This window comes from Pseudosulfitobacter pseudonitzschiae, from assembly GCF_900129395.1.
Classification (GTDB): Bacteria; Pseudomonadota; Alphaproteobacteria; order Rhodobacterales; family Rhodobacteraceae; genus Pseudosulfitobacter; species Pseudosulfitobacter pseudonitzschiae.
This window is the reverse complement of the sequence record NZ_FQVP01000006.1, coordinates 59,648-80,418: the sequence shown is the minus strand read 5'-3', so window position 1 is coordinate 80,418 and position 20,771 is coordinate 59,648. Positions and strand designations below refer to the sequence as shown.

General features: G+C 64.0%; 16 protein-coding genes. 4 read left to right on the top strand and 12 right to left on the bottom strand.

Features of this window, described 5'->3' with window-relative positions:
- Position 1: 1 nt before the first annotated feature.
- Together kdgD and BUC08_RS17715 are read right to left on the bottom strand one after the other, a co-directional pair.
- Positions 2 to 907: a 5-dehydro-4-deoxyglucarate dehydratase gene (kdgD, locus tag BUC08_RS17720; RefSeq protein WP_037927641.1), complete on the bottom strand. Its 906-nt coding sequence runs from the start codon at positions 905 to 907 to the stop codon at positions 2 to 4.
- Positions 908 to 979: 72 nt separating this feature from the next.
- Positions 980 to 1,726 (bottom strand): FadR/GntR family transcriptional regulator, encoded by a 747-nt coding sequence (locus BUC08_RS17715; protein ID WP_051694420.1) that lies wholly within the window; start codon positions 1,724 to 1,726, stop codon positions 980 to 982.
- Positions 1,727 to 1,878: 152 nt separating this feature from the next.
- Here BUC08_RS17715 and BUC08_RS17710 point away from each other — a divergent pair, with 152 nt between their 5' ends.
- Positions 1,879 to 2,670, top strand: a complete 792-nt coding sequence (locus BUC08_RS17710) for an NAD-dependent epimerase/dehydratase family protein (protein WP_037927191.1) — start codon at positions 1,879 to 1,881, stop codon at positions 2,668 to 2,670.
- 94 nt (positions 2,671 to 2,764) lie between these two features.
- On the opposite strand, the gene BUC08_RS17705 is transcribed toward BUC08_RS17710, so the two are convergent.
- From BUC08_RS17705 to BUC08_RS17685, 5 genes are all read right to left on the bottom strand, one after another.
- Positions 2,765 to 4,069 (bottom strand): TRAP transporter large permease, encoded by a 1,305-nt coding sequence (locus BUC08_RS17705; protein ID WP_037927194.1) that lies wholly within the window; start codon positions 4,067 to 4,069, stop codon positions 2,765 to 2,767.
- Positions 4,066 to 4,614, bottom strand: coding sequence for a TRAP transporter small permease subunit (locus tag BUC08_RS17700; RefSeq protein WP_037927197.1), 549 nt, complete (start codon positions 4,612 to 4,614; stop codon positions 4,066 to 4,068). Before BUC08_RS17700 ends, BUC08_RS17705 begins: the two co-directional genes overlap by 4 nt.
- A gap of 89 nt (positions 4,615 to 4,703) precedes the next feature.
- A complete protein-coding gene (locus BUC08_RS17695) occupies positions 4,704 to 5,816 on the bottom strand; it encodes a C4-dicarboxylate TRAP transporter substrate-binding protein (protein WP_037927198.1) in 1,113 nt (370 codons plus the stop codon).
- Between the two features lie 76 nt (positions 5,817 to 5,892).
- Positions 5,893 to 7,602, bottom strand: a complete 1,710-nt coding sequence (locus tag BUC08_RS17690) for an AMP-binding protein (RefSeq protein WP_037927201.1) — start codon at positions 7,600 to 7,602, stop codon at positions 5,893 to 5,895.
- Between the two features lie 37 nt (positions 7,603 to 7,639).
- Positions 7,640 to 10,867 carry a carboxyl transferase domain-containing protein gene (locus tag BUC08_RS17685; RefSeq protein ID WP_037927204.1) on the bottom strand — a complete coding sequence of 1,076 codons (3,228 nt, stop codon included), beginning with the start codon at positions 10,865 to 10,867 and terminating at the stop codon, positions 7,640 to 7,642.
- A 185-nt stretch (positions 10,868 to 11,052) separates the two neighbouring features.
- Here BUC08_RS17685 and BUC08_RS17680 point away from each other — a divergent pair, with 185 nt between their 5' ends.
- Complete coding sequence (locus BUC08_RS17680) at positions 11,053 to 11,661, top strand: TetR/AcrR family transcriptional regulator (protein ID WP_037927207.1); 609 nt, start codon at positions 11,053 to 11,055, stop codon at positions 11,659 to 11,661.
- Positions 11,662 to 11,685: 24 nt separating this feature from the next.
- On the opposite strand, the gene BUC08_RS17675 is transcribed toward BUC08_RS17680, so the two are convergent.
- Both BUC08_RS17675 and BUC08_RS17670 read right to left on the bottom strand, forming a co-directional pair.
- Complete coding sequence (locus BUC08_RS17675) at positions 11,686 to 13,623, bottom strand: sensor histidine kinase (protein ID WP_037927210.1); 1,938 nt, start codon at positions 13,621 to 13,623, stop codon at positions 11,686 to 11,688.
- 65 nt (positions 13,624 to 13,688) lie between these two features.
- Positions 13,689 to 14,369 carry a DnaA N-terminal domain-containing protein gene (locus tag BUC08_RS17670; protein WP_037927212.1) on the bottom strand — a complete coding sequence of 227 codons (681 nt, stop codon included), beginning with the start codon at positions 14,367 to 14,369 and terminating at the stop codon, positions 13,689 to 13,691.
- 527 nt (positions 14,370 to 14,896) lie between these two features.
- Here BUC08_RS17670 and BUC08_RS17665 point away from each other — a divergent pair.
- Both BUC08_RS17665 and BUC08_RS17660 read left to right on the top strand, forming a co-directional pair.
- The gene (locus BUC08_RS17665) at positions 14,897 to 16,192 is read left to right on the top strand and encodes an AAA family ATPase (protein WP_037927214.1); all 1,296 of its coding nucleotides are present in this window, start codon (positions 14,897 to 14,899) and stop codon (positions 16,190 to 16,192) included.
- A 3-nt stretch (positions 16,193 to 16,195) separates the two neighbouring features.
- Positions 16,196 to 17,323, top strand: coding sequence for a ParB/RepB/Spo0J family partition protein (locus BUC08_RS17660; RefSeq protein WP_037927220.1), 1,128 nt, complete (start codon positions 16,196 to 16,198; stop codon positions 17,321 to 17,323).
- A 5-nt stretch (positions 17,324 to 17,328) separates the two neighbouring features.
- Here the strand turns inward: BUC08_RS17660 and BUC08_RS17655 are convergent, their stop codons facing one another.
- The 3 genes from BUC08_RS17655 to BUC08_RS17645 all read right to left on the bottom strand — a co-directional run bounded on the left by BUC08_RS17655 (position 17,329) and on the right by BUC08_RS17645 (position 20,770).
- Complete coding sequence (locus tag BUC08_RS17655) at positions 17,329 to 18,402, bottom strand: tyrosine-type recombinase/integrase (protein WP_037927644.1); 1,074 nt, start codon at positions 18,400 to 18,402, stop codon at positions 17,329 to 17,331.
- 359 nt (positions 18,403 to 18,761) lie between these two features.
- Positions 18,762 to 19,772: a zinc-dependent alcohol dehydrogenase gene (locus BUC08_RS17650; protein WP_037927224.1), complete on the bottom strand. Its 1,011-nt coding sequence runs from the start codon at positions 19,770 to 19,772 to the stop codon at positions 18,762 to 18,764.
- Positions 19,769 to 20,770, bottom strand: a complete 1,002-nt coding sequence (locus BUC08_RS17645; protein ID WP_037927229.1) for a branched-chain amino acid ABC transporter permease — start codon at positions 20,768 to 20,770, stop codon at positions 19,769 to 19,771. Before BUC08_RS17645 ends, BUC08_RS17650 begins: the two co-directional genes overlap by 4 nt.
- Between the last annotated feature and the right edge of the window lies 1 nt (position 20,771).

Genomic DNA, 20,771 nt, shown 5'->3' with positions numbered 1-20,771 from the left:
TTCAGCGTTTGTGTGACCCGATCAGCCTGTCCAGCATCTGCATCTCGTCATCGGTCAGGTCGGTCAACGGTGACCGCACCGGCCCTGCGTCAAACCCTTGCAGGCGCACACCGGCCTTGATGGCGGACACGGCGTAACCTTTGCAGCGGTTGCGAATGGCCATGAACGGATAGAAGAAATCGTTCAGAATGGTCGTGCACCGGTCGCGGTTTCCGGCGCGCAGGGCGTCGTAGAATTCAATCGCCAGACCGGGGACAAAGTTGAACACAGCAGACGAATAGGTGGTGAAACCTGCGCCCAGATAGGCCTCGGCGAACAGTTCGGCGGTGGGCATCCCGCCCAGGTACATCAGCCGGTCGCCCATCTTGGCCGTGACCTGACGCACCAGACCGATGTCGCCCGACCCGTCCTTGAACCCGATCAGGTTGGGACAATCGTCGCACAGCCGCGCCAGCGTGTCCGGGTGCAGGATCGAATTGTCGCGGTTGTAGACCATCACGCCAATCCCGACCGACTGGCAGACCCGTTTGACGTGAGCGTACAGCCCGTCCTGCGGTGCGTCGATCAGGTAATGCGGGATCAGCAGGATGCCATCGGCCCCGGCCTTTTCCGCCGCCTGCGCAATCTCCACCGCGATCTCGGTGCCATAGCCACAGCCCGCCACGATCGGGATCGACCCCGCCGCCGCCTTGGCCGCGGTTACGATCTGCGGGATTTCCGAAGGTTTCAGCGAAAAGAACTCGCCCGTGCCACCCGCCGCGAACAACGTGGCCGCCGGGTATTGCGAAAGCCAGTTGATGTGGTCCTCGTAGACAGGGCGGTTGAACGCACCATCCGCACCAAAGGGGGTCACAGGGAAAGACAACAGCCCCGAACCAAGGGACGTTTTCAGATCAAGCGGGTTCATGGGATGCTCCGATTGCATGGGTTGGCCAAGGGGTAGCCAACTTGTCATACATCTGTCAACAACTTGTATGATCTATTCGGCAGGGCCGCGCAAAAGACTGCGATACCGCTGCTGGCTGCCCATCAGATGATGGCGCATCGCGGCACGCGCGTCGTCTGCATTGGCCTGTGCAATGGCGTTGGCAATCGCGCGGTGTTCGGCTGAAATCAGCGCGATGTAGCTGTCCGTGCTGTGCTGTCCGCCCGCCCCTTCCAGACGCGACCGCGGGATCGATGCCTCGCCCATCATGTCCAGAAATTCGACAAAGCGCGGGTTGTTCGCCGCCAGCGCCACGGCGCGGTGAAACCGGAAATCCGCCTGCGCCGTAGGCTGGCCTTCCTGCGCCAGCGCGCGCACCTCGGCCTCGGCCTGATAGATCTCGTCTTCCTGCGCAGGTGACCGCCGTGTTGCAGCCAGCGCCGCCGCCTCGATCTCGACCGCCGTGCGCAGTTCAAGCACTTCGATGATCGAGGAAATCTTGTCGACATCCACCACCTGGAACGGGCGCACCTCAGGCTCTGCCGGGGCCAGGACGAACACCCCTGCCCCCTGGCGCGGCTCGACCAGACCATCGGCGCGCAGCGTGGCAATTGCCTCGCGGATCACCGTGCGTGACACCGAAAACGCCTCGGTCAAACGCGCCTCGGACGGCAGCTTTTCCCCGACTGCAAACCGCCCTCCGACAATCTGCTCGCGCAGGGCTGCCACGACCGCAGCCACAAGGTTTCCGCGCGCACGCTCTGGCACGAGGGGCGATTTCTGCGGCGGGGTTTCGTCCATGGCGCGGCTCCTTACGCGACGACTAAAGCGGTATCAGGCGAAATTTGTCAAACCTTGTGCAAAGTCATCATATCAATTTACACTTTACCCATGGCTTTGTCGGCCTGTCCCGCGCATCGGCTGCCCAAAACACCACTTTGAAAGAGGTTTTCATGAAACGACTGTTGATCACCGGTGCCGCCGGAACCCTTGGCAAACTGGCCCGCGCGCGGCTGGGCCACATGGCCGATGTGCTGCGCCTGGCCGACATCGCCGACATGGACCCGGCGGGGGACGGCGAAGAGGTCGTGCCCTGCGATCTGGCCGACGCGGCCGCTGTGCACGATCTGGTGCAGGGCTGCGACGGCATCCTGCATCTGGGCGGCATTTCCGTCGAACGGTCCTGGGACCAGATCCAGCGCGGCAACATCACCGGCGTCTATAACTTGTACGAGGCCGCACGCGCCCACGGCCACCCCCGTATCCTCTTTGCCACGTCGAACCACACCATCGGCTATTACCGTCAGGATCAGGTGCTGCGCGTCACTGATCCGGTCAAACCCGACGGGCTTTACGGCGTGTCCAAATGCTTTGGCGAAGCGATGGCCTCGATGTATCACTCGAAATTCGGGCAAGAGACCGCGCTGGTGCGCATCGGCTCCTGTCTGGACAAACCCCGCGACCGGCGGATGATGTCCACATGGCTGTCGCCCGACGATTTCGTCTCCCTGATCGAATGCGTGTTCCGCGCGCCGATGCTGGGCTGTCCGATCATCTGGGGCGTGTCCGACAACAACGCGGGCTGGTGGAACACCGAAACCGCCAAGCTGATCGGCTGGCGGCCCAAGGACAACTCGGAAATCTTCCGTGTCGAGATCGAGGCCACCCCGCGCCCGCCCGCCGACGCCCCGCAAAGCGTCTATCAGGGTGGCGTGTTCACCGCCGAACCGATCCACAAGACCTGACGCCCCCCTCCCGTTTACGACAGGCGGACGCCAGGCCCTGCCCCCGCGCATCCACCCTGCGCAGCGGCGGTTTCGCGAGATTGAAACCGACAGCCTAGGACAACCCCGGCAACCACAGGATCACCTGCGGAAAGGCCACCATGATCGTCACGACCACAGCATCGGCCACCAGGAACCAGATCACCCCGCGAAAGATCACACCCAGCGAAATCGACCGGTCCACGACACCCTTGATGACGAACACGTTCAGCCCAACGGGCGGCGTGATCATCCCGATCTCAAGGAACTTTGCGACGAACACCCCGAACCAGATCAGCGAAAGCCCCGCCTCGTCCACCACCGGCAGCAACACCGGCAACGTCAGCAGCATCGCGCCAATCGGGTCCAGGAACATGCCCAATATGATATAGACCAGCGCAATCCCCATGATCAGCGCCAGCTCGGACGCACCAAAGGTCAGGATCGTCTGGGTGATCAGCTCGCCCGAACCGGACAGCGCCAGGAACCGCGTCAGCAGGTTGGCCCCGATGGCGATCAGGAACAGGGCGGCGGTGGTCACGATGGTTTCATTCACCGACTGGCGCAACGTGGCCAGGGTCAGCCCGCCACCCGCCCAGGCGATGATGCAGGCCGCCAATGCACCGACGGCCCCCGCTTCGGTCGCGGTGAACAGGCCCGCGAACATGCCGCCGATCACCACCACGAACAGCAGGATCACCGGCCAGATGCCCCGCAAATGGGCAAAGCGTTCGCCCCAGCTGGCCGGGTCCTCGCGCACCGGGGCCAGCGCGGGATTGAGGCGCACGCGGATATAGATCATCGCGGCATAGACCAGCGCCGTCAGCACGCCTGCCCCGATGCCGCCCAGGAACAACTGGCCGATCGGAACCTGCGCAAAGATGCCAAACAGGATCAACAGGATCGACGGCGGGATCAGCGCACCCAGCGTGCCGGCCGCCGCAATCGACCCTGTCGCCAGCCCCGGATCATACCCCGCGCGCGTCATCTCGGGCACCGCGATCCGGCCCATGGCCGCCGCACAGGCCACCGACGATCCGGTCACCGCCGCAAAGCCGCCGGCCCCGAACACCGACGCAATCGCCAGCCCGCCGGGCAAGGCACCCAGCCACGCCCGCGCTGCGGCAAACAGCGCCTTTGTCATGCCGCCGTGATAACAGACATAGCCCATCAACAGGAACATTGGCACCGACGACAACGTCCATTTCGCCGCAAACTGATAGGGCACGCTGGTCAGAATCCCCCAGGCCGGACGCGGCCCCAGCAGGATGTAAATCCCGCTGAAGCTGACCAAGATCAGCGACAGGCCGACCGGCATCCGCAACAGCAGCAACAGCGCCAGAACGCCAAGTCCCAGCAATCCGATGATTTCGGGCGTCATTGGCCGCCCTCCCCTGCGATCTCCGAGACGTCGGGGATCAGCGGTTCGCGCGCTTCCCGCGCGCCAACCAGACCCAGAACGATGCGCAGCAAATAGGTCATCGCCAACAACGCGAACCCGGCGGGCAACAGGAAATACCCCTGCCAGACCGCCATCGACACGCCGTCCTCGACCGCGACCGATCCGCTGGCATAGCGGCGCATGGCCTCGTCCCACATGGTCGAGGTCAGCCCGCAGCAGGTGGCAAAGGCCAGCACATGCACCAGCAACCCGACCAGCCGCTGCGCGCCCGGTCCAAGGTTGCCATAGACCAGGTCGACCGAAATATTGCGGTCCTGCGCTTCGGCCATGGCCAGCGGCAGGAACGCGATGGCGACCATGAAATAATTGGCCACGATCACCGAAACAAAGGGAATACGCGCGTTGAACACCTGTCGCGAAAACGCGTCAGAGGCGACGGTCAGCATCATCAGGATCACCGCAACAGCGGCAATCGCGGCGGCGATGCGGGTCAGCAAAAGGTCGAAACGGATCAGATGTGCCATCGGCAAAGCTTTCGTTGGGCGCAGGTCTGGCGGGAAAGAACGGGGATGTCCCGCCGCACCCGGATCGGTGCGACGGGGCAGGTGCGCGGTTAACCCAGCGACGCCGGGTCGACCTTGGAGAACACTTCACGCAGGTACAGATCACCCACGGCCTTGGGGTCGCTGGTGTCGATGTCCTTGACCAGCGCGTCCCACTTGGCGACCAGCTCCTGGAACCGTGCCACCTGTGCCTCGGCGTCCGAAATGCCGTATTCATCGCGGTTCAGGGTCACAACGGCTTCCATGTCCGAGGTGCGGAAGGCTTCGGATTTTTCCTTCACGTCCGCATCAGGCTCCAGCAGTTCGACACCATGCGCCTGCGGATCGGCCAGGATCGCCTCGGCCTGGTTGACGCTGTCGATGGTTGCAATGGCGTGGCCGATGGCCGCGCCGTCAATCATCGCGCGCTTGGTCTGGTCGCTCAGCCCGGCCCAGGTCATCGCGCTGACGTTGAACATGGTGTTGCCGATGAACACCGCAATCGGCTGGTTCAGGGCATAGTCGGCCACCTCACCCGTCGACAGCGTGTCGAGCGTTTCCAGCGTGTGCACGTTGCCATCGATATGGCCCTGGCTCATGCTCTCGTAAATGTCGGTGGCCCCCAGGCTGACGGTCGATGCCCCCATCGCGTCCAGCCAGCGGGCAAAGGGACCAAAACCGCGCACCTTGATGCCCTCGAAATCGGCCAGCGCCTTCACCGGTTTCTGGTTGTACATATAGTATGGGCCGGTGACCGTGTTCCCCAGGAAAATCTGCCCCGCATTGTTGAACTCGGCCAGACAGGGCGCACAGGTGAACATGAATTCATTCGCAGCCCCGGCCATGGCAACCGGATCAACGCCGGCGGTGCCCATGTCGCTCAGCAGGTTGGCATAGGGCAGCTCGGCGCGGTGATAGGCCGGTACGACAAAGCCGCTGTCGGCGATGCCATCGCGCAGGCCGGTGAAGGTTTCGGTAAAGTTCAGCAGCGACCCGGCATAGATCTTGATCTCGGTCTCGCCGCCGGTCTGCTCCTTGATATAGTCGGCCCAGGCCTCGGTGCCGTCGATCAGCCCGCTGACCCCGGCCGATCCGACCGCGTGGCGCAGCGTTTCGGCCTGTGCGATGGGGGCCAGTGCGATGGCTGCCGTGGCGGCCAGTGTCGTCAGTTTCAAATGTTTCATGTCATCCTCCCGATTTACATGTATTTTTCCGCCGCGCGCACCTCCCTGTGCTGCGGCGTCCGTCCTGGGCGGCGCGCTACAGCAGCGCCGCCAATTCCTCTTTCTTGACCTTGCCCGTGGCCGTCATCGGCAGGGCGTCCACCAAACGGATCTCCGGCACCTTGAACGACGCCATCTGCTCGCGGCACCATGCGCGCAGGCTGTCGGCGTCGATGCCGTCGGCCTTTTCCGGGTCGATGTGGACAAAGGCCACCGGCACCTCGCCCTTGGCCTCGTCCTTGCGCCCGATCACACCGGACCCCAGGATCGCCGGGTGGCGGCCCAGCAGCATCTCGATCTCGGCGGGGAACACCGGCATGCCGTTCACTTTCAGCATTTCCTTGCGTCGCCCCAGGTAGTGTACAAAGCCGCGTTCGTTCACCATTCCGATGTCGCCGGTGTGCAGCCAGCCATCACGCAGGGCGTGTGCGGTCTCGTCTGGCTTGTTCCAATAGGATTTCAGGACCGAGGGCGAGCGCACGCAAATCTCGCCGGTCTCGCCGATCTCTTTCAGTGCGCCGGTTTCAAAATCGCGGATGATGATATCGGTTTCGGGCACCGGCAGGCCCACGAACACCGGTTGTTGCTGCAGGTCATAGTCGTCCTCCTGCAGCCCCACCGTATAGGTATCGCAGGTGTTGGTTTCAGTCATGCCATAGGCGGCCTCGACCATCGCGCTGTCGGTCAGCGCACGCCATTCCGCGCGGAACGCCGCACCCAGTTTCTTGACGAAGGAACAGACCGACGTGTTGCGCAGCGATGTCAGGTCATAGTCCCCGGCGCGCGGGTGGCGCATGACTTCGACCGCGTTGTCGACCAGCAGCGTGACGATGGTGGCGCGATGCTCGGCCACCGCCGCCATCCATCCCACCGCATCCCAACGGTGCAGGATGCTGACGGCAGCGCCGGTATAGACCGGCGCAAGCACGCCCAGATCCTCGCCCGCGATCCAGAACATCGGGAAAAAGTTGACCACAACGTCGTCCGGGCCTGCATCCCCCATCGCGCAGCCGCAATAGGACGCGACGGTATACAGCATGTCGCCATGCGTGTGCACGCACCCCTTGGGCATCCCCGTGGTGCCGCCCGTGTAGTTCAGCGCGGCCACCGCATCCAGATCGGTGCAATCCGGTCCGGCAAAGGGCGTGGCCGCGTCCAGCGCCTCCAACAGCCGCGCGACACCCGCGGCCTTTGGCGCATCGCCCATGCCCGCCGGGCGCGGCACCGCACCGCCGTCGCCTGCCATTTCGGCCGCCCCCGTGGCCCACATCATCCGCACCGGCGTGTCATCCACCACCGACGCCACCAGCGGCGCCAGATCGTCCTGAAACACCAGCGTTTCCGCACCGCTGTCATTCAGCTGATAGGTCAGCTCGACACCCTTGAACATCGGGTTCACCGGCACCAGAACCGCGCCCAGCTTCATGATCCCCCAAAAGCAGATCAGGAACTGCGGACAGTTGCCCAACATCACCGCAACCCGGTCGCCTGCCGCGACGCCATGGGCCTGCAACAGACCCGCGAAACGGTCCGACGCGCCGTCAATCTCGGCCCAGCTCAGCGTGCGACCATAGTAATGTACCATCGCGGCGTCCGGTCGGGCCTTGGCTTCGGCGCGCACGTACTGGCTCATCGGGACCTTGCCCAGACGATAGGTGATGTCGCGCGACACGCCCTTGGGCCAGCTTTCGGCCTGGCGTTTGCGCAAGTCTGCCACGTGTTCTTCGATCTGTTGGTTTTGGGTCATCCCGTCATCCTTTTCGAAAATCTGTCAGGGCCGCGCATCACATCCGCGCCGCCATACGCATGCCTTTGGCGATCCACCCGCGCGTGTCCGCCGGATCAATCACCGCGTCGATTTCATGGGTCGAGGCGACGTTCATCGCACTGCCCCGTTCGTACAGTCCAGCGACCAGCCGGTCATACAGCGCCGTCCGTTTGTCCGGGTCCGTCTCGGCCTCAAGCTCCTTGCGATAGCCAAGCTGCACAGCCCCCTCCAACCCCATCGGGCCAAACTCGCCCGTGGGCCACGCCAGCGAGAACGCAGGCTCGCCCAGACTGCCCGCCGCCATCGCCTGTGCACCGATGCCATAGCCCTTGCGCAAACAGACAAAGAACATCGGCGCGTCCAGGTTGGCCCCCGCCGAAATCAGGTCACAGGCCGCGGCCACCGCCCCTTGGGTTTCGCTTTCAGGGCCGACCATGAAGCCGGGCGTGTCGCACAGGGACAGCACCGGCAGGTCGAACCGCCCGCACAGGTTGATGAACCGCGCCCCCTTGGCCGAGGCCGCCGCATCCAGCGCCCCGCCCAGATGCTGCGGGTTGTTGGCGATCACCCCCATCGGCCGGCCTTCGATCCGCAGGAACCCGGTGACCATGCCCGGCGCATGTTCCGCGCCCAGTTCAAGAAAGCTGCCGGTGTCGGCCAGCCCCTCGATCACCGGACGGATCAGGTACGACCGCTTGCGGTTTTCGGGGATCATGTGGCGCAACAGACGTTGATCCGGCGCGTCCCAATCGGCCAGCGGCCCCTGGAAATAGGACAGCACGTCGCGCGTGGCCTGAATGGCGGCGTCGTCATCCTCGGCCAGAATGTCCAGCAACCCGTTTTCCGCGTGCATCGGCGCGGGGCCGATCTCCTTGGGGTGATATGCCCCGATCCCGCCCGCCTCGATCATCGCGGGACCGGCCAGACCGATCCAGCTGTTGCGCGTGGCGATGCGAATGTCACCCGCACCAAACAGCGCCGCGTTGCCCGCGAAACAAAAGCCCGAGCTGACCGTGATCCGTGGCCCCCAGCCGCGCAGGCGGGCGTATTCGGCGAATGTGGTGACCTTCAGCCCCGATTGCACGGTTTCAGCGAAATCGTCGTCATTTGGCCGCCCGCCGCCCCCTTCGGTAAAGAACACCGAGGCCAGCCCGCGCGCCTTGGCAACCTCGATCATCCGGTCGGTTTTCAGGTGACCGAAATACCCCTGCGTCCCCGCCATCACGGTGGAATCATAGGCCAGCAACGCCACCTGACTGCGATCCTCGGCAAAGCGGTCGGCGTTCACCGCCCCCACGCCCGTGACGATCCCATCCGCAGGCGACACGTCAATCAGCGCATCAATCCCCAGCTTGCGCCGCTGCCCGGCCAGCACCAGTTGCCCGTATTCATGAAAATCCCCGCCCTGGCACAGGCCCGCGACAATCTCGCGGGTGGTGCGTTGGTCGCGGCTGCGGCGACGTTCGACCGCCTTGGGCCGGTTTTCGTCCAGCGTGCGCGCCAGCCGGTCGTTCAGCGCCTGAAGATCGGGGCGGATATGATCCGGGTCCGCAACCGCCTCGTCGCGGGCAATCTCGTCCAGCGTATCGTCGGGGGCAAAGGCCAGAACCGGCGCGCCCGACGCCACCGTCTCGCCCGCTACGGTATAGACCGCAACCACCGTGCCACCAGCCTCGGCCAGCACCGTGTGCTGCATCTTCATCGCCTCGATCACGGCCACGACCTGCCCCTTGGCAATCTGGTCGCCCACCGCCACCTGCACCGCCTGCACCATCGCCTGCATCGGCGCGCGCAGCGCCTCGGCCCCCTCGGGGATGTCATGGGTGCAGGCGGCCTCGGTGGCCTCCGCCTCGAAATACCGCGTCTGACCTGCGTCGCTGGCGGACATGTCCAGCGCCTGCGTGTCCAGCGTGCGCACGTCCACATCCCACGCCGTGATCGCGGGCCGTTTCAGCAAGGACCGCAAGAACCCGATGTTGGTGCCGACCCCGTCAATCTGGAACTCGGACAGCGCCCGCTCGGCCCGTGCAAACAACCGCCCCAGATCACCCGAGGTGTCGTGCACCACCAGCTTGGCCAGCATGGAATCGAAACTTGGGTTGGTGCTGTATCCCGCATAGGCATAGCTGTCGATCCGCACGCCCGGTCCCGAAGGCGCGGCATAGGTCTCCAGACGCCCGCCCGTGGGGGTAAAGCCCCCCTGCCCGTCCGGCGTTTCGGCATTGATCCGCGCCTGTACGGCAAATCCCCGGGGACGCGCGGGTGCATCGCCCAGACCCACCTGTGCCAGCGACAGCCCCGACGCCAGCCCCAACTGGATTTCCACCAGGTCAAAACCGGTGATTTCCTCGGTGATCGTATGTTCAACCTGGATGCGCGGGTTGGTCTCGATGAAATGGAACGCGCCACCGGCCTCGACCAGAAACTCGACCGTGCCCAGCCCGCGATAACCACAGGCCCGCCCGATGGCGACCGCCGCGTTCAACAGCCCGTCGCGCGTGGCATCGGAGAGGTTCGGCGCGGGGGCAAGCTCGATCACCTTCTGATGCCGCCGCTGAACGGTGCAATCGCGCTCCCACAGATGGGTGACGTCCTGACCGTCGCCGACGATCTGCACCTCGATATGGCGCACCGATTGCAGGAACCGTTCCGCATAAAGCTGATCGTCGCCAAAGGCGGCCAATGTCTCGGCCCGCGCCTGCGCGAAGGCCGCGTCGATCTCCTCTGCCGCCTGAACGATACGCATCCCGCGCCCGCCGCCGCCGTTCACCGCCTTGATCATCAGCGGCGCGCCGCCATGGGCGTCAAAGAACGCGTGCAGGTCCGCCGCCGTCGCCAACAGGTCCGAACCGCGCAACACCGGCACGCCCGCCGTTTCGGCCAGCGTACGGGCCGACACCTTGTCCCCCTGCCGCCGCAACGTCGCGCCATCGGGACCGACAAAGACCAGACCGGCAGCCGCACAGGCATCGGCAAAATCCGCGCGCTCGCTCAGCAATCCGTAACCGGGGTGCACCGCATCGCATCCCGTGTCGGTGGCAATGGCGATCAACGCATCGATGTCCAGATACCCGGCCACGCCCGCCTGCGGCAGCGCGCGCACCCTATCGGCATGTTTGACGTGCAGGGACGTCGCGTCATCGGCCGTGTAAACGCCCACCGTTTCCACCCCAAGGGCTGCCGCAGTGCGCGCCACGCGAATCGCGATCTCCCCGCGATTGGCTATCAACAGCCGCTTGATCATTCGGTGGCCCTCCCCTGCAACCGTATTCCTCCCCTTTGGATATTGGCGCAAAGCCATAACCCATCGGCACTTTGGTTACCGTCGGTTACCAAACTTTCCGAAGATTAGTTTTGCGCCTCTCGGGAAGTCAACTTGATACTGGTCATTCTATTGACGCCGTAACGTCGCCAGAGGATAACCTGAGGATGAAAGCAATCAGCGGCTTCCCGACCAAACAAGAATTGCGCGATCACAAGCGCCGTGAAATCGTGCGTTGCGCGTCCGAAAAATTTGGCACCGAGGGGTATGAAAACGTCCCCCTGGATGCCATCGCCGCCGAACTGGGCGTGACCAAGGCCGCGCTGTACAATTATGTCAGCAGCAAGAACGACCTGCTGATGCAATGCTACGAGGTCGGGATGGACCGGCTGATCGCCTCGGTCGAACAGGCCATGGACACGCCCTCGGACACTGCGGCGGAACGGCTGCGGATCGCGCTGGAAACCTATGTCGTCACGATGACGCGCAAGGACATGCAATACTTGTGGAATGACATCCGCCCGCTGCTGGCCCCCGGCGACAAACGCAGCGTCCAGACCAGCCGCGACAAGATCGACAGCCTGTTTCGCGCCATGCTGCAGGACGGCATCGACGACGGATCGCTGCGCGCAGACCTTGACCCGAAACTGGCCAGCCTCGTGATCCTGGGCGCCGTCAACTGGGTCGGCATCTGGTTCCGTGCATCGGGGTCAAAAAAACCACAGGAGATCGCCCGCGCGGTGGTCAGCGACGCCATGCGCGGTTATCTGGCCTAGGGTCAGGGCCCATTAATCCTGCGCCTATCTTTCGGGCAGCCAGACGGTGAACTCCGCCCCGCCCCCGTCGCGGTTGCGCACCGAAATCAAGCCACCCGCCCGCTGGATCAGCGTTTGCGAGATCGACAGGCCCAGCCCGGTCCCCTCACCCCGCTTGGTGGTAAAGAACGGATCAAAGACCGACCCCAGCTGGTCCTCGGCCACGCCCGGCCCGCTGTCCTGCACCACCAGCGCCGCGCCCCCGCGCGGGTCGGGATACAGTTGCAGGATCAATTGCCCCCCGTCGCCCATCGCCTGAACCGCGTTCACCACCAGATTGACAATCACCTGCTGGATCTCGCCCGTGTCCACACGCACCGGCGGCACCGGATCAAACTGACAGGTCACGGTGATCTGATGCTGGCTGATCAGGTGATCGACCAGCACCAGGCAATCGCGCACCACGGGGGCCAGGTCGACCTGTTGCTGATGGTCGGCAAAATCCGACGGGGCCGCGAATTTCAACAACTTGCCCACGATCGCCTCGATCCGCGACACCTGTTTGTCGATCAGGTCCAGTTCGGTCCGCACCGGGACCGCGCCCTCGCCCAGGGTCTGCCGGATCACATCGACATTGCCCAGGATCACCGCCACCGGATTGTTGATCTCATGGGCGACGCCGGCAGTGATCTCCCCGATCGAGGCCAGCTTTTCGCTCATCACCAGTTGCCGGAACGTCTGTTCCAGCTTGGCGTTCGCTTCGCTTAACTCGGCGGTGCGCTGGTCGACGCGTTTGTTCAACTCCTCGTTCCAGGCGCGCAGCCGCAGGTCGCGGTCCTGTACCTGCTCCAGCAGCCCGTCCAGATGCTGCGCCACCTCGCCGATCTCGCCGCGCGCGCCCACGGGACCGATCCGCGCCGACAGATCGCCCCGCCCGACGCGGTTGATCACTTGGGTCATCCGTTCCAGCGGCGCGAAAATGCCCCGCGCCATCCACAGAAACACCGGTGCCGACAGGATCAGCACGGCGGCAAAGGCCGCCATCATCCACAGGAAGGCATCCCGCTTGGCCACGTTGAACGGCGCTTCCAGAAAGCCCACGTACAACATGCCCACCCGGTCGCCAAAGCTGTCGGTGATCGGCAGATAGCCCGAGATATACCAGTCGTTGACCACAAACGCCCGGTCCAGCCAGATGCGCCCCTCGCTCAGCACGGCCTTGCGCACTTCGCCCGACACCCGCGTGCCCAGAGCGCGCACATCCTCGAACAGGCGCACGTTGGTTGAAATCCGCACATCATCTAGAAACAGCGTCGCCGTCCCCTGTCGCGCCCCCGCAGCCCCGGCGTGCGCATAGACAAGGTCGTTGATCGTGTCGATGAAATCCAGATTGCGGTTCAACAGGATGCCGCCCACCAGAACCCCGCGATGCCCGTTCAGCGTGATCGGGCTGGCCGCGTGAATGACCATGCCACGGTCCTCGACGGCACGGGTTGTGGGCACGGCGGCTGGCGTGGCGATCAGCGGTATGCGCGCGGTCTGGGCAATCTCTGGTGACAGCCGGGCCAAGGTGTCACTGGCCATGATATCGATCTGCGCGCCGCCCTGCCCTGCTGCCGCCTGTGCGATCACCGGCCAGATGGCCCCCGCCCGGCCAACCTGTTCGGCGGGCAGGTAATACAGAAACGTCAGCCCCAGCCGGTCGCGGGTCTCGTCGAAATAGCGGGCGCGTTCATCTTCGGGACGGTCCAGCCATGTGTTGAACTCCACCGATGCCGTGACCGCGTTCAGTTCGTCCCCGGTCTTGGCCCGCAAGCGTGACAGGTACTGGCTCGCGATTTTCAGGTCGCTTTCGACATTGGCGATCAGCACCTTGTCGTAATCAGAGGTCCAGCGGGTCATGCCCAGAAGCAACAGCAACGGCATCAGCACGATCAACGGCGCAAGGGCAAGGATCAAAAGTCGCAGGCGAACGGATGTCATGGGCTGGCTTTCCTGAGGCTGCGCCAGCCTAGCCTGTCGTGCGGATCAGGTGAAGCGGCAGCGGATCAGACCACGATCCCGACATCCGTCACATCCGAATCCACCGCTTGGCAGGCGGCCAGCACCCGTCGGGCCAGATGCGTCTGAACATAGGTTCCGTGAAACCGGCTGGGCGCTTTCAGCGTCAGCCGCCCCCCTGCCCTGCCCACACGTTCAAGGTTGCGCAACCAGCTGCCATAGACGTCCGGTGCCTCGGCGTGCAGGATCGCCTGGGCCAGAACCCATTCCGTGCCCGCGCTGACATCGGGGGGCGGCACGTCGCCTTTCAGCGGCAAGGACACCACCGGCGTCTCTTCGGTCTTGCCGCTCATCCGCAGATCGAAATCCGGTCCGACGTTGCTCCAGTCGCCCTCGGTCATGGCCAGCATCCGGTCCAGGTCCATGCCGTATTCCGTGACACGGCCACGGGCACCCTGGCGTTTGACCACCAGCCAGCCCTTGCCCCGCAGCTTTGCCATCTCGCGTTTCACCGTGCGTTCGTCCACCGACCACAACCGCGCGATCTCGCGCTGGCCCACCGCCAGTTCATCCCGTGCCCAGTTGTAGCGCGCGGTGATCAGGGTGATCAGCCGCAGAACCAACCGCTGGTCATGTTTGTCACGCGCCAGCGCATAGGCGCCCAGGGCGGTGATGATATCATATTTGCGCGCAGCGTCGCGCGGACGTGCGGGTTTGACAATGTGCATGGATGCCCTCTACTGCGCCGGGACGCAGCTATACTGTGCCTCATAGAAGGATCTCTTGGCGGATCCTGTATTGGAGCAAACGCAGACAACGTCTTTCCAACTTATTCCCTGATTTGCGTCCAAAGTTGCGATTCTGTCAAGAGGCTGTTTCGCAGAGCACCTTCAAACCCCCTCATTCAATTTAGAATTTTGGGTATATAGGTATTGGGGGCCATACAGGGCGTCCCCCAATTTGACAGTTTTGTCCCCCAATACATAGCAGAACAAACAAAGGTGTCCCGCAATATCGTGGGGATTCCCGCAAGGTTGCCCTGGCCCGTGGAACCGTTGCGAATCTATGCGGCAGGCATAAATGCAAGGGGATCACGAATTTCCCGAATTCAGAATATATCACTTCCTTTACTATGCAAGTTCGGCTTAAACCAAGAAAGAAGAAGAATTAGCGTTCTGTTTTCTGTCTGGCGTCGGTTCCCCGCGGGGAACCCGGACCAAATCAGGGGCAGCAACCGGCAATCCGAGGTCTCTTTATGTACACGCACACCGATCTGGCAAAGCTGCAGGCGCAGTCGCTGAAGATGCAGGGGTTTATCCGCAAACAGACGTATTCCCCCGAGATGGAAAAAACCCTGCGCCGGTTCTCGAGCTGGGAGGTCGCCGAACTGATCCTCAAGATCAATCCCTCCACCTTCCGGGGGCGGCTTGCCGCGGACCCGTCCCTGCCCGAGGGGCTGGTCGAGGAGGACGGGCGCCAGCGGTGGTACACGCTGGATGAGATCAACGAGCTGCGCCGCAAGCTGAAAATCAAGAGCAAGTCGCTGATGCCTGTCCGTCCGGCGGGCAAGCGAGCGGTGCGGGCGGCGATTGCAAACTTCAAGGGGGGTGCCGGCAAGTCCACCGTCGCGCTGCATTTCGCCCATGCCGCCGCGCTGGATGGCTACCGCGTGCTGGCCGTCGACTTTGACCCGCAGGCGACGCTGAGCCATTCGATGGGCCTGTCCGATGTTTCGGAAGAGGTCACCGTCTGGGGCATCATGGCCCGCGACCTGATCCGCGAGACCGAACGCATGAACGCCGCCGCCGCCGGGGCCGAGAGCGGAACCGCCCTGCCCCAGCGCAAGCTGCCCGCGTCCGTCACCGGCATGGGGCTGAGCGATCTGCGTGTCACGGATTTCATCAAGCCGACCAGCTGGTCCACCATCGACATCATCCCCAGCTGCGCCAACGCGGCCTTTGTCGAATTTGCCAGCGCGCAGTACCGGCACCTGAATCCCGAATGGTCGTTCTTTGCCGCCGTGTCGCGCTATCTGGATCAGATCCCGGCCGATGCCTATGACCTGATCATCTTCGACTGTCCGCCTGCGATCGGCTATCAGTCGATGAACGCGGTCTTTGCCGCCGACGTTCTTTATGTGCCCTCGGGTCCGGGCTATTGGGAATATGACAGCACCACCAGCTTTATCGGACAGCTGTCCGAGGCGCTGGAGGATCTGGGTCGGTTCCGCGGTCGGCTGCCATCGGGCACGAACCCGGACAAGGTGTTTTCCGATATCCGGTTCCTGCTGACCCGGTTCGAGCCGAACAATGATTTGCACCGTGCGATGCAGACAGCATTTGGTCAGGTTTTTAAGTCACATGTAACAGAGCATCCGATCGAGATGACGCGGGCGGTTGAACAGTCCGGGCGGTTCCTGTCGTCGATCTATGAAATGGATTACCGCCAGATGACGCGGGAAACCTGGCGTCGTGCGCGGATGTCCTTTGATCGGGCCTATGACGAATTCCAAGCCACGCTGGTTGCCGCGTGGGACAAGCTGGAGGATTGATGAATGGTTAAGAAACGCTCTGTCTTCGATATCAATTTTGAACTGGACGAAGAAGAAGAGACCGCAGGGTTCCCCGCGGGGAACCAGCGCGCGCCCGAGACCAAGTCGATGGACGTGTCGCCACAGCCGCGGGTCAGCGAAGTTGGCGCGCCTCGACGCGGGCCAATGGCCAGTGCGATTGCCGAAACCGCCGATGCCACAGCCGAGCGGGCCCAGGCCGAGGCAGCCATCCGCGCCGAAAACGACGCGCTGGCGCACGAGCATGTGCGGCTGAAAAAGCTGGGGCTGATCACCGATCTTATCCAGACCTCGGACGTGCTGACCTCAAAGCTGACGCGCGACCGGTCGGCCAATGTCGACCCGGAACTGGCCGAGTTGAAAGAGTCTATCAAGGCGGTTGGTCTCTCTAATCCGATCCGCGTGGAGCAGACCGCAGAGGGCTTTGAACTGATCCAGGGCTTTCGTCGCCTGACCGCGTTCCGGCAACTGGCCGAGGAAACCGGTGACCCGCGGTACACCCGCATCCCGGCGGCGATGGTTCCCCGCGGGGAACCGCTGGTGGCGCTGTACCGCAAGATGGTGGATGAAAACCTGATCCGCAAGGATCTGTCCTTTGGCGAGATGGCCCAGCTTGCGCTGTCCTATGCCCGCGATGAAAGTATCCCGTCGGGCGAGGCGGTGTCGACGCTGTATGCCTCGGCGCTGAAACAGAAGCGGACCTATATCCGTCAGTTCGCCCGCGTGCTCGAGGCGTTGGACGGCACGGTGCGCCATCCCGAAGCGATCCCGCGCGCGCTGGGGCTGGATGTCTACAAGCTGTTGGACGCCGAGCCGGAGCGGGCCGAGGGCATCATGAAGGCGCTGAAGGAGATGCCGGACCGTGATGCCGCTGCCGAAATGCGAATTCTGCGCGACAGCCTTGTGCCGCAGAAAAAAGCCAAGGCGGAACCGGTGGCGAAATCCGTTTCGAAAACCTCGCTCCGGCTGGGGCGACCCGAGGGCGAGGCGCGGGTGACCGCATCGGATGGCAAGGTCGAGTTGCGGCTGGACCGCGATTTTTCCGCCGTGCCACGCGCCCGGCTTCAGGCCGGGATCGAGGCCTTTCTGGCCACGCTGGACGAGGAAGGGTAGGGGCCTTACAGCCCCGCCGCCTTTGTCAGGTTCACCCGAAACCGGTCGCGGCGACGCTGGTAGCGGCGGGTCATTTCCGCCGAGGCATGGCCAAGCTGCTTTTGGATATAGCGTTCGTCCACCTCGGCCGAACTGGCCAGCCCCGCGCGCAGGCTGTGGCCCGAGTACAGCTTGGCACGGTCCGCTTTTGACAGCTCGGGCCGCAACCCCGCGTCTTCGACGGTTTGCTTGATCAGGCGCGCGACGTGTTTGTCGTTCAACCGGGTGTCCAGCGCCCGCGTGCCGTCCCGTGCGGTGCGGACGAAAATCGGGCCAAAGTCGATGCGGGCAAAGTGCAGCCATTGTTCAAGCGCGCGCACCGGGCAACTGAAGTCCGACGACCCGCGCCCGATCTCGACCTCGCGCCAGCCGGTCTTGGCGTTCAGGGTCAGCAGGGCGCCGTCGTCCATGATATCGATCCAGCCGCCGCTGTCGGGCGTGTCGTCCTTGTGGCGGTCCAACCCGACGATCTCGGAGCGGCGCAGGCCCCCGGCATAGCCGATCAACAACAGCGCACGGTCGCGCAATCCGCGCAGATCCTGGGGCAGGGTGGCGACCATGGCCAGGATATCCTCGGCCAGGATCGCCTCTTTCTGCACTGGCGGGCGGGCGTGCCTGCGTTTGATCCCGGCCAGCACCGTGGCGATGTGCCGGTTCTTGCGGTCCAGGGTGAACCCGCGCTGCGCGTAGTTCCAGGCCAGTCCCGACAGACGGCGGTCGATGGTGCTGACAGAGAGCGGGCGCGTACCGGCGGCGAGGTCCGCCAGATACAGCCCGATCAATTCGGACGCGGGGGGCAGGGGGTCTGCGCCCTTCATCCGGCACCAGCGGGTGAAATGCGCCCAGTCCGTGGTGTAGGCTTTCAGCGTGTTGTCCGAGGTCGCGGCCCGCGCATAATCGCGGGCGGTGTCGACCAGACGATCCAGGGTCCCTGAGCCCGCCACATCGGCAGGCAAGGCAATCGCGGCACTTTCGCCTGTCTCGCCCTGAGCAGGATCAACAGGGGGCGCATCGTTTGATTCATTGCCTTTTGACGTCATCAGATCCACCGAAAGCTGTGTAAACTCTGCACTGGCGCAGAGCATAACCAGTCAGTCCGATAATGCAAGTTATTGGACGCACTGGAAAGAGGCAGGGCGGGGCGGTTAAGGGTGGAATTTTTGGGAGAAAGCGCCGCCGCATGGTGCGGTCGCAAAAGCGGCTGACCGTCTTGCTGTGCATTGCGAACACGACGGAGCTTATCCAAACAGCCGGCAAAAATCACCTGTGCAAATAGTGAAATCTGCCAGACTGTGGCTATTCTGCTGGGGTCGGGGCGACGGATGTGGCGTTGGTATCGAACACCTTTGCAGCGTGGAAGAACGCCTTGATAAATGGGCTTTGCGCTGTGCCGCGCGACTTATCGTGGGGCGATCAGAACCTTGCATTCGGTTGTGCGGTTTTTCAGCGCTTCGAATGCGGCCGGGGCCTGTTGCAGTGACACGGTGCCGGAGACGAGGTGCTGGGGTGCGTAGCGGCCAGTGTCCAGCGCGTCGATGGCCGTGGCGAATTCGTGCATGTTGAAGAAGACGGACATGATGACGTTCACTTCCTTCGAGATGGCCCGAAAGCTGTCGAGCCGGTCGGTGCCCGTACACAGGCCCAGCACGCAGACCGTGCCGCGCGGGCGCACAAGGTCGATGCAATGGTCGATCAGCCCGACCTTTCCGACGCATTCGAAGACGATATCGGGCGCACCGCCACAGGCCTCGGCGATGCGGGTTGGGCCATCGGGTCCGGAAACGACAAAGCCGGTCGCCCCGAGATCCATCGCCCGGCCCTGCTGGTGATCGTGCAGGTCGGCGGCCACGACGCAGCCCGCCCCCATGCGCCGTGCCCAGTAGACCACGGCAAGGCCAATGGCCCCGGCGCCGACGACCAGCACCCTGTCACCGGGTTTCATCCCCGACCGCAGGACACCGTGCAAGGCAACGGCCAGCGGTTCGGCCAGCGCCCCGTCGGCCAGCGAGATGTCCACCGGCAGCTTGCGCAGCTGGCGGGCGGCCAGGGCGGCGTATTCGGCATAGCCGCCGCCGATCAGCGTCATTCCGTTTTCGCACCAGGCCGGGTCGCCCTGTCGGCAGGGCGTGCAATGTCCGCAACCGCGCAGCGGTGCGGCGGCGACAAGGTCACCGGGCCGCAGGCCGCTCACGTCGCGCCCGACCTCCAGCACCTCGCCCGAGAACTCGTGGCCGATCACGTCACCGGCGTTCAGCGCGAAGGTTGCCGGGTCTTCGGTCATGTGCAGATCGCTGCCGCAGATGCCGCACCGGCACACGCTGATCAGCACCTCGTCAGCGGCGGGCGTGGGGTCCGGCACCACGGTTTCGCGCAGGGGCTGGCCGGGGGCGTCGAAGACGAGGGCTTTCATGAGGTGTCTCTTCCTGTGTGGATCAAGGTGCGTCGGGTCGGGAACCATGGCGCATCGAATGTGCGGCGCCAGAGGCCCCAGAGTCCCTCGCGGAAGAACAGCGCGGTCATCAGCGTCAGCAGGCCCAGCACGATGAGGTAGCTTGCGCCAAAGCCGCCGAACCAGCGGTCTGCAAAGAAGTAGATCACCGCGCCGATCAGCACGCCCTCGATGCTGCCGATGCCGCCGACCATGACGATGAAGATGGCAAGGTTGGCCCAGTTCATGTCAAAGGCCGAAGGTGGCGTGATGCGCAGTTGCACCATGAAGTAGACCGCGCCCGCAAAGCCCGTGCCCACGGCGGCGGCAACGAAGATCAGAAAGCGCAGGCGCTGCACGTCGACGCCCTGGCTGCGCGCGGCCACCGGGTTGTCGCGCATCGCCGTCAGCGCGATACCATAGCGGCTGCGCAGCAGAAGATAGCTGCCGCCGACCGTCACCAGCAACAGCAGCGCAGCAAGGAAAGCCCCGGCGATGGCCCGCTCGTGGGCCGAAAACTGGGTCATTACGCGCAGGCTCATGCCCGCGCCGCCGTTCAACATCGGCGTGTTGGTGGCAATGAGGCGCAGCGCCTCGGCCACGACCCAGGTTCCGATGGCGAAATATGGCCCTTCGAGGCGGTGCAGCAACAGGTAGATCGGCACCGCCAGCAGGGCAGGGGCGAGCAGCGAGAGGCCCACGGCGACAAAGGGGTTGAGGCCCCAGAGCTGTGCCATGACGAACATCGCATAGGCTCCGACCCCGACAAAGGCCTGCTGGCCGACCGAGACCAGCCCGCCATAGCCCGCCAGCATGTTCCACATCTGCGCCACGGCGATAAAGCAGGACAGGGTGATCACGTCGCGGATCAGCCCCTGCGAGGCCCACCAGGGCATGGAGAGAATGGCCCCAAGCGCCACGGCTCCGGCAAGGAGTGCGATGCGGCCGGATGGCGTCATGCGTTCTACACGGTAGGTCATG

Coding starts and splice junctions, on each gene's coding strand:
- BUC08_RS17700 (WP_037927197.1), bottom strand. CDS start 4,614: ATGGCACATCTGATCCGTTTCGACCTTTTGCTGACCCGCATCGCCGCC.
- BUC08_RS17645 (WP_037927229.1), bottom strand. CDS start 20,770: ATGACCTACCGTGTAGAACGCATGACGCCATCCGGCCGCATCGCACTC.
- BUC08_RS17650 (WP_037927224.1), bottom strand. CDS start 19,772: ATGAAAGCCCTCGTCTTCGACGCCCCCGGCCAGCCCCTGCGCGAAACC.
- BUC08_RS17655 (WP_037927644.1), bottom strand. CDS start 18,402: ATGACGTCAAAAGGCAATGAATCAAACGATGCGCCCCCTGTTGATCCT.
- BUC08_RS17690 (WP_037927201.1), bottom strand. CDS start 7,602: ATGACCCAAAACCAACAGATCGAAGAACACGTGGCAGACTTGCGCAAA.
- BUC08_RS17660 (WP_037927220.1), top strand. CDS start 16,196: ATGGTTAAGAAACGCTCTGTCTTCGATATCAATTTTGAACTGGACGAA.
- BUC08_RS17685 (WP_037927204.1), bottom strand. CDS start 10,867: ATGATCAAGCGGCTGTTGATAGCCAATCGCGGGGAGATCGCGATTCGC.
- BUC08_RS17665 (WP_037927214.1), top strand. CDS start 14,897: ATGTACACGCACACCGATCTGGCAAAGCTGCAGGCGCAGTCGCTGAAG.
- BUC08_RS17710 (WP_037927191.1), top strand. CDS start 1,879: ATGAAACGACTGTTGATCACCGGTGCCGCCGGAACCCTTGGCAAACTG.
- BUC08_RS17670 (WP_037927212.1), bottom strand. CDS start 14,369: ATGCACATTGTCAAACCCGCACGTCCGCGCGACGCTGCGCGCAAATAT.
- BUC08_RS17675 (WP_037927210.1), bottom strand. CDS start 13,623: ATGACATCCGTTCGCCTGCGACTTTTGATCCTTGCCCTTGCGCCGTTG.
- BUC08_RS17705 (WP_037927194.1), bottom strand. CDS start 4,069: ATGACGCCCGAAATCATCGGATTGCTGGGACTTGGCGTTCTGGCGCTG.
- kdgD (WP_037927641.1), bottom strand. CDS start 907: ATGAACCCGCTTGATCTGAAAACGTCCCTTGGTTCGGGGCTGTTGTCT.
- BUC08_RS17680 (WP_037927207.1), top strand. CDS start 11,053: ATGAAAGCAATCAGCGGCTTCCCGACCAAACAAGAATTGCGCGATCAC.
- BUC08_RS17715 (WP_051694420.1), bottom strand. CDS start 1,726: ATGGACGAAACCCCGCCGCAGAAATCGCCCCTCGTGCCAGAGCGTGCG.
- BUC08_RS17695 (WP_037927198.1), bottom strand. CDS start 5,816: ATGAAACATTTGAAACTGACGACACTGGCCGCCACGGCAGCCATCGCA.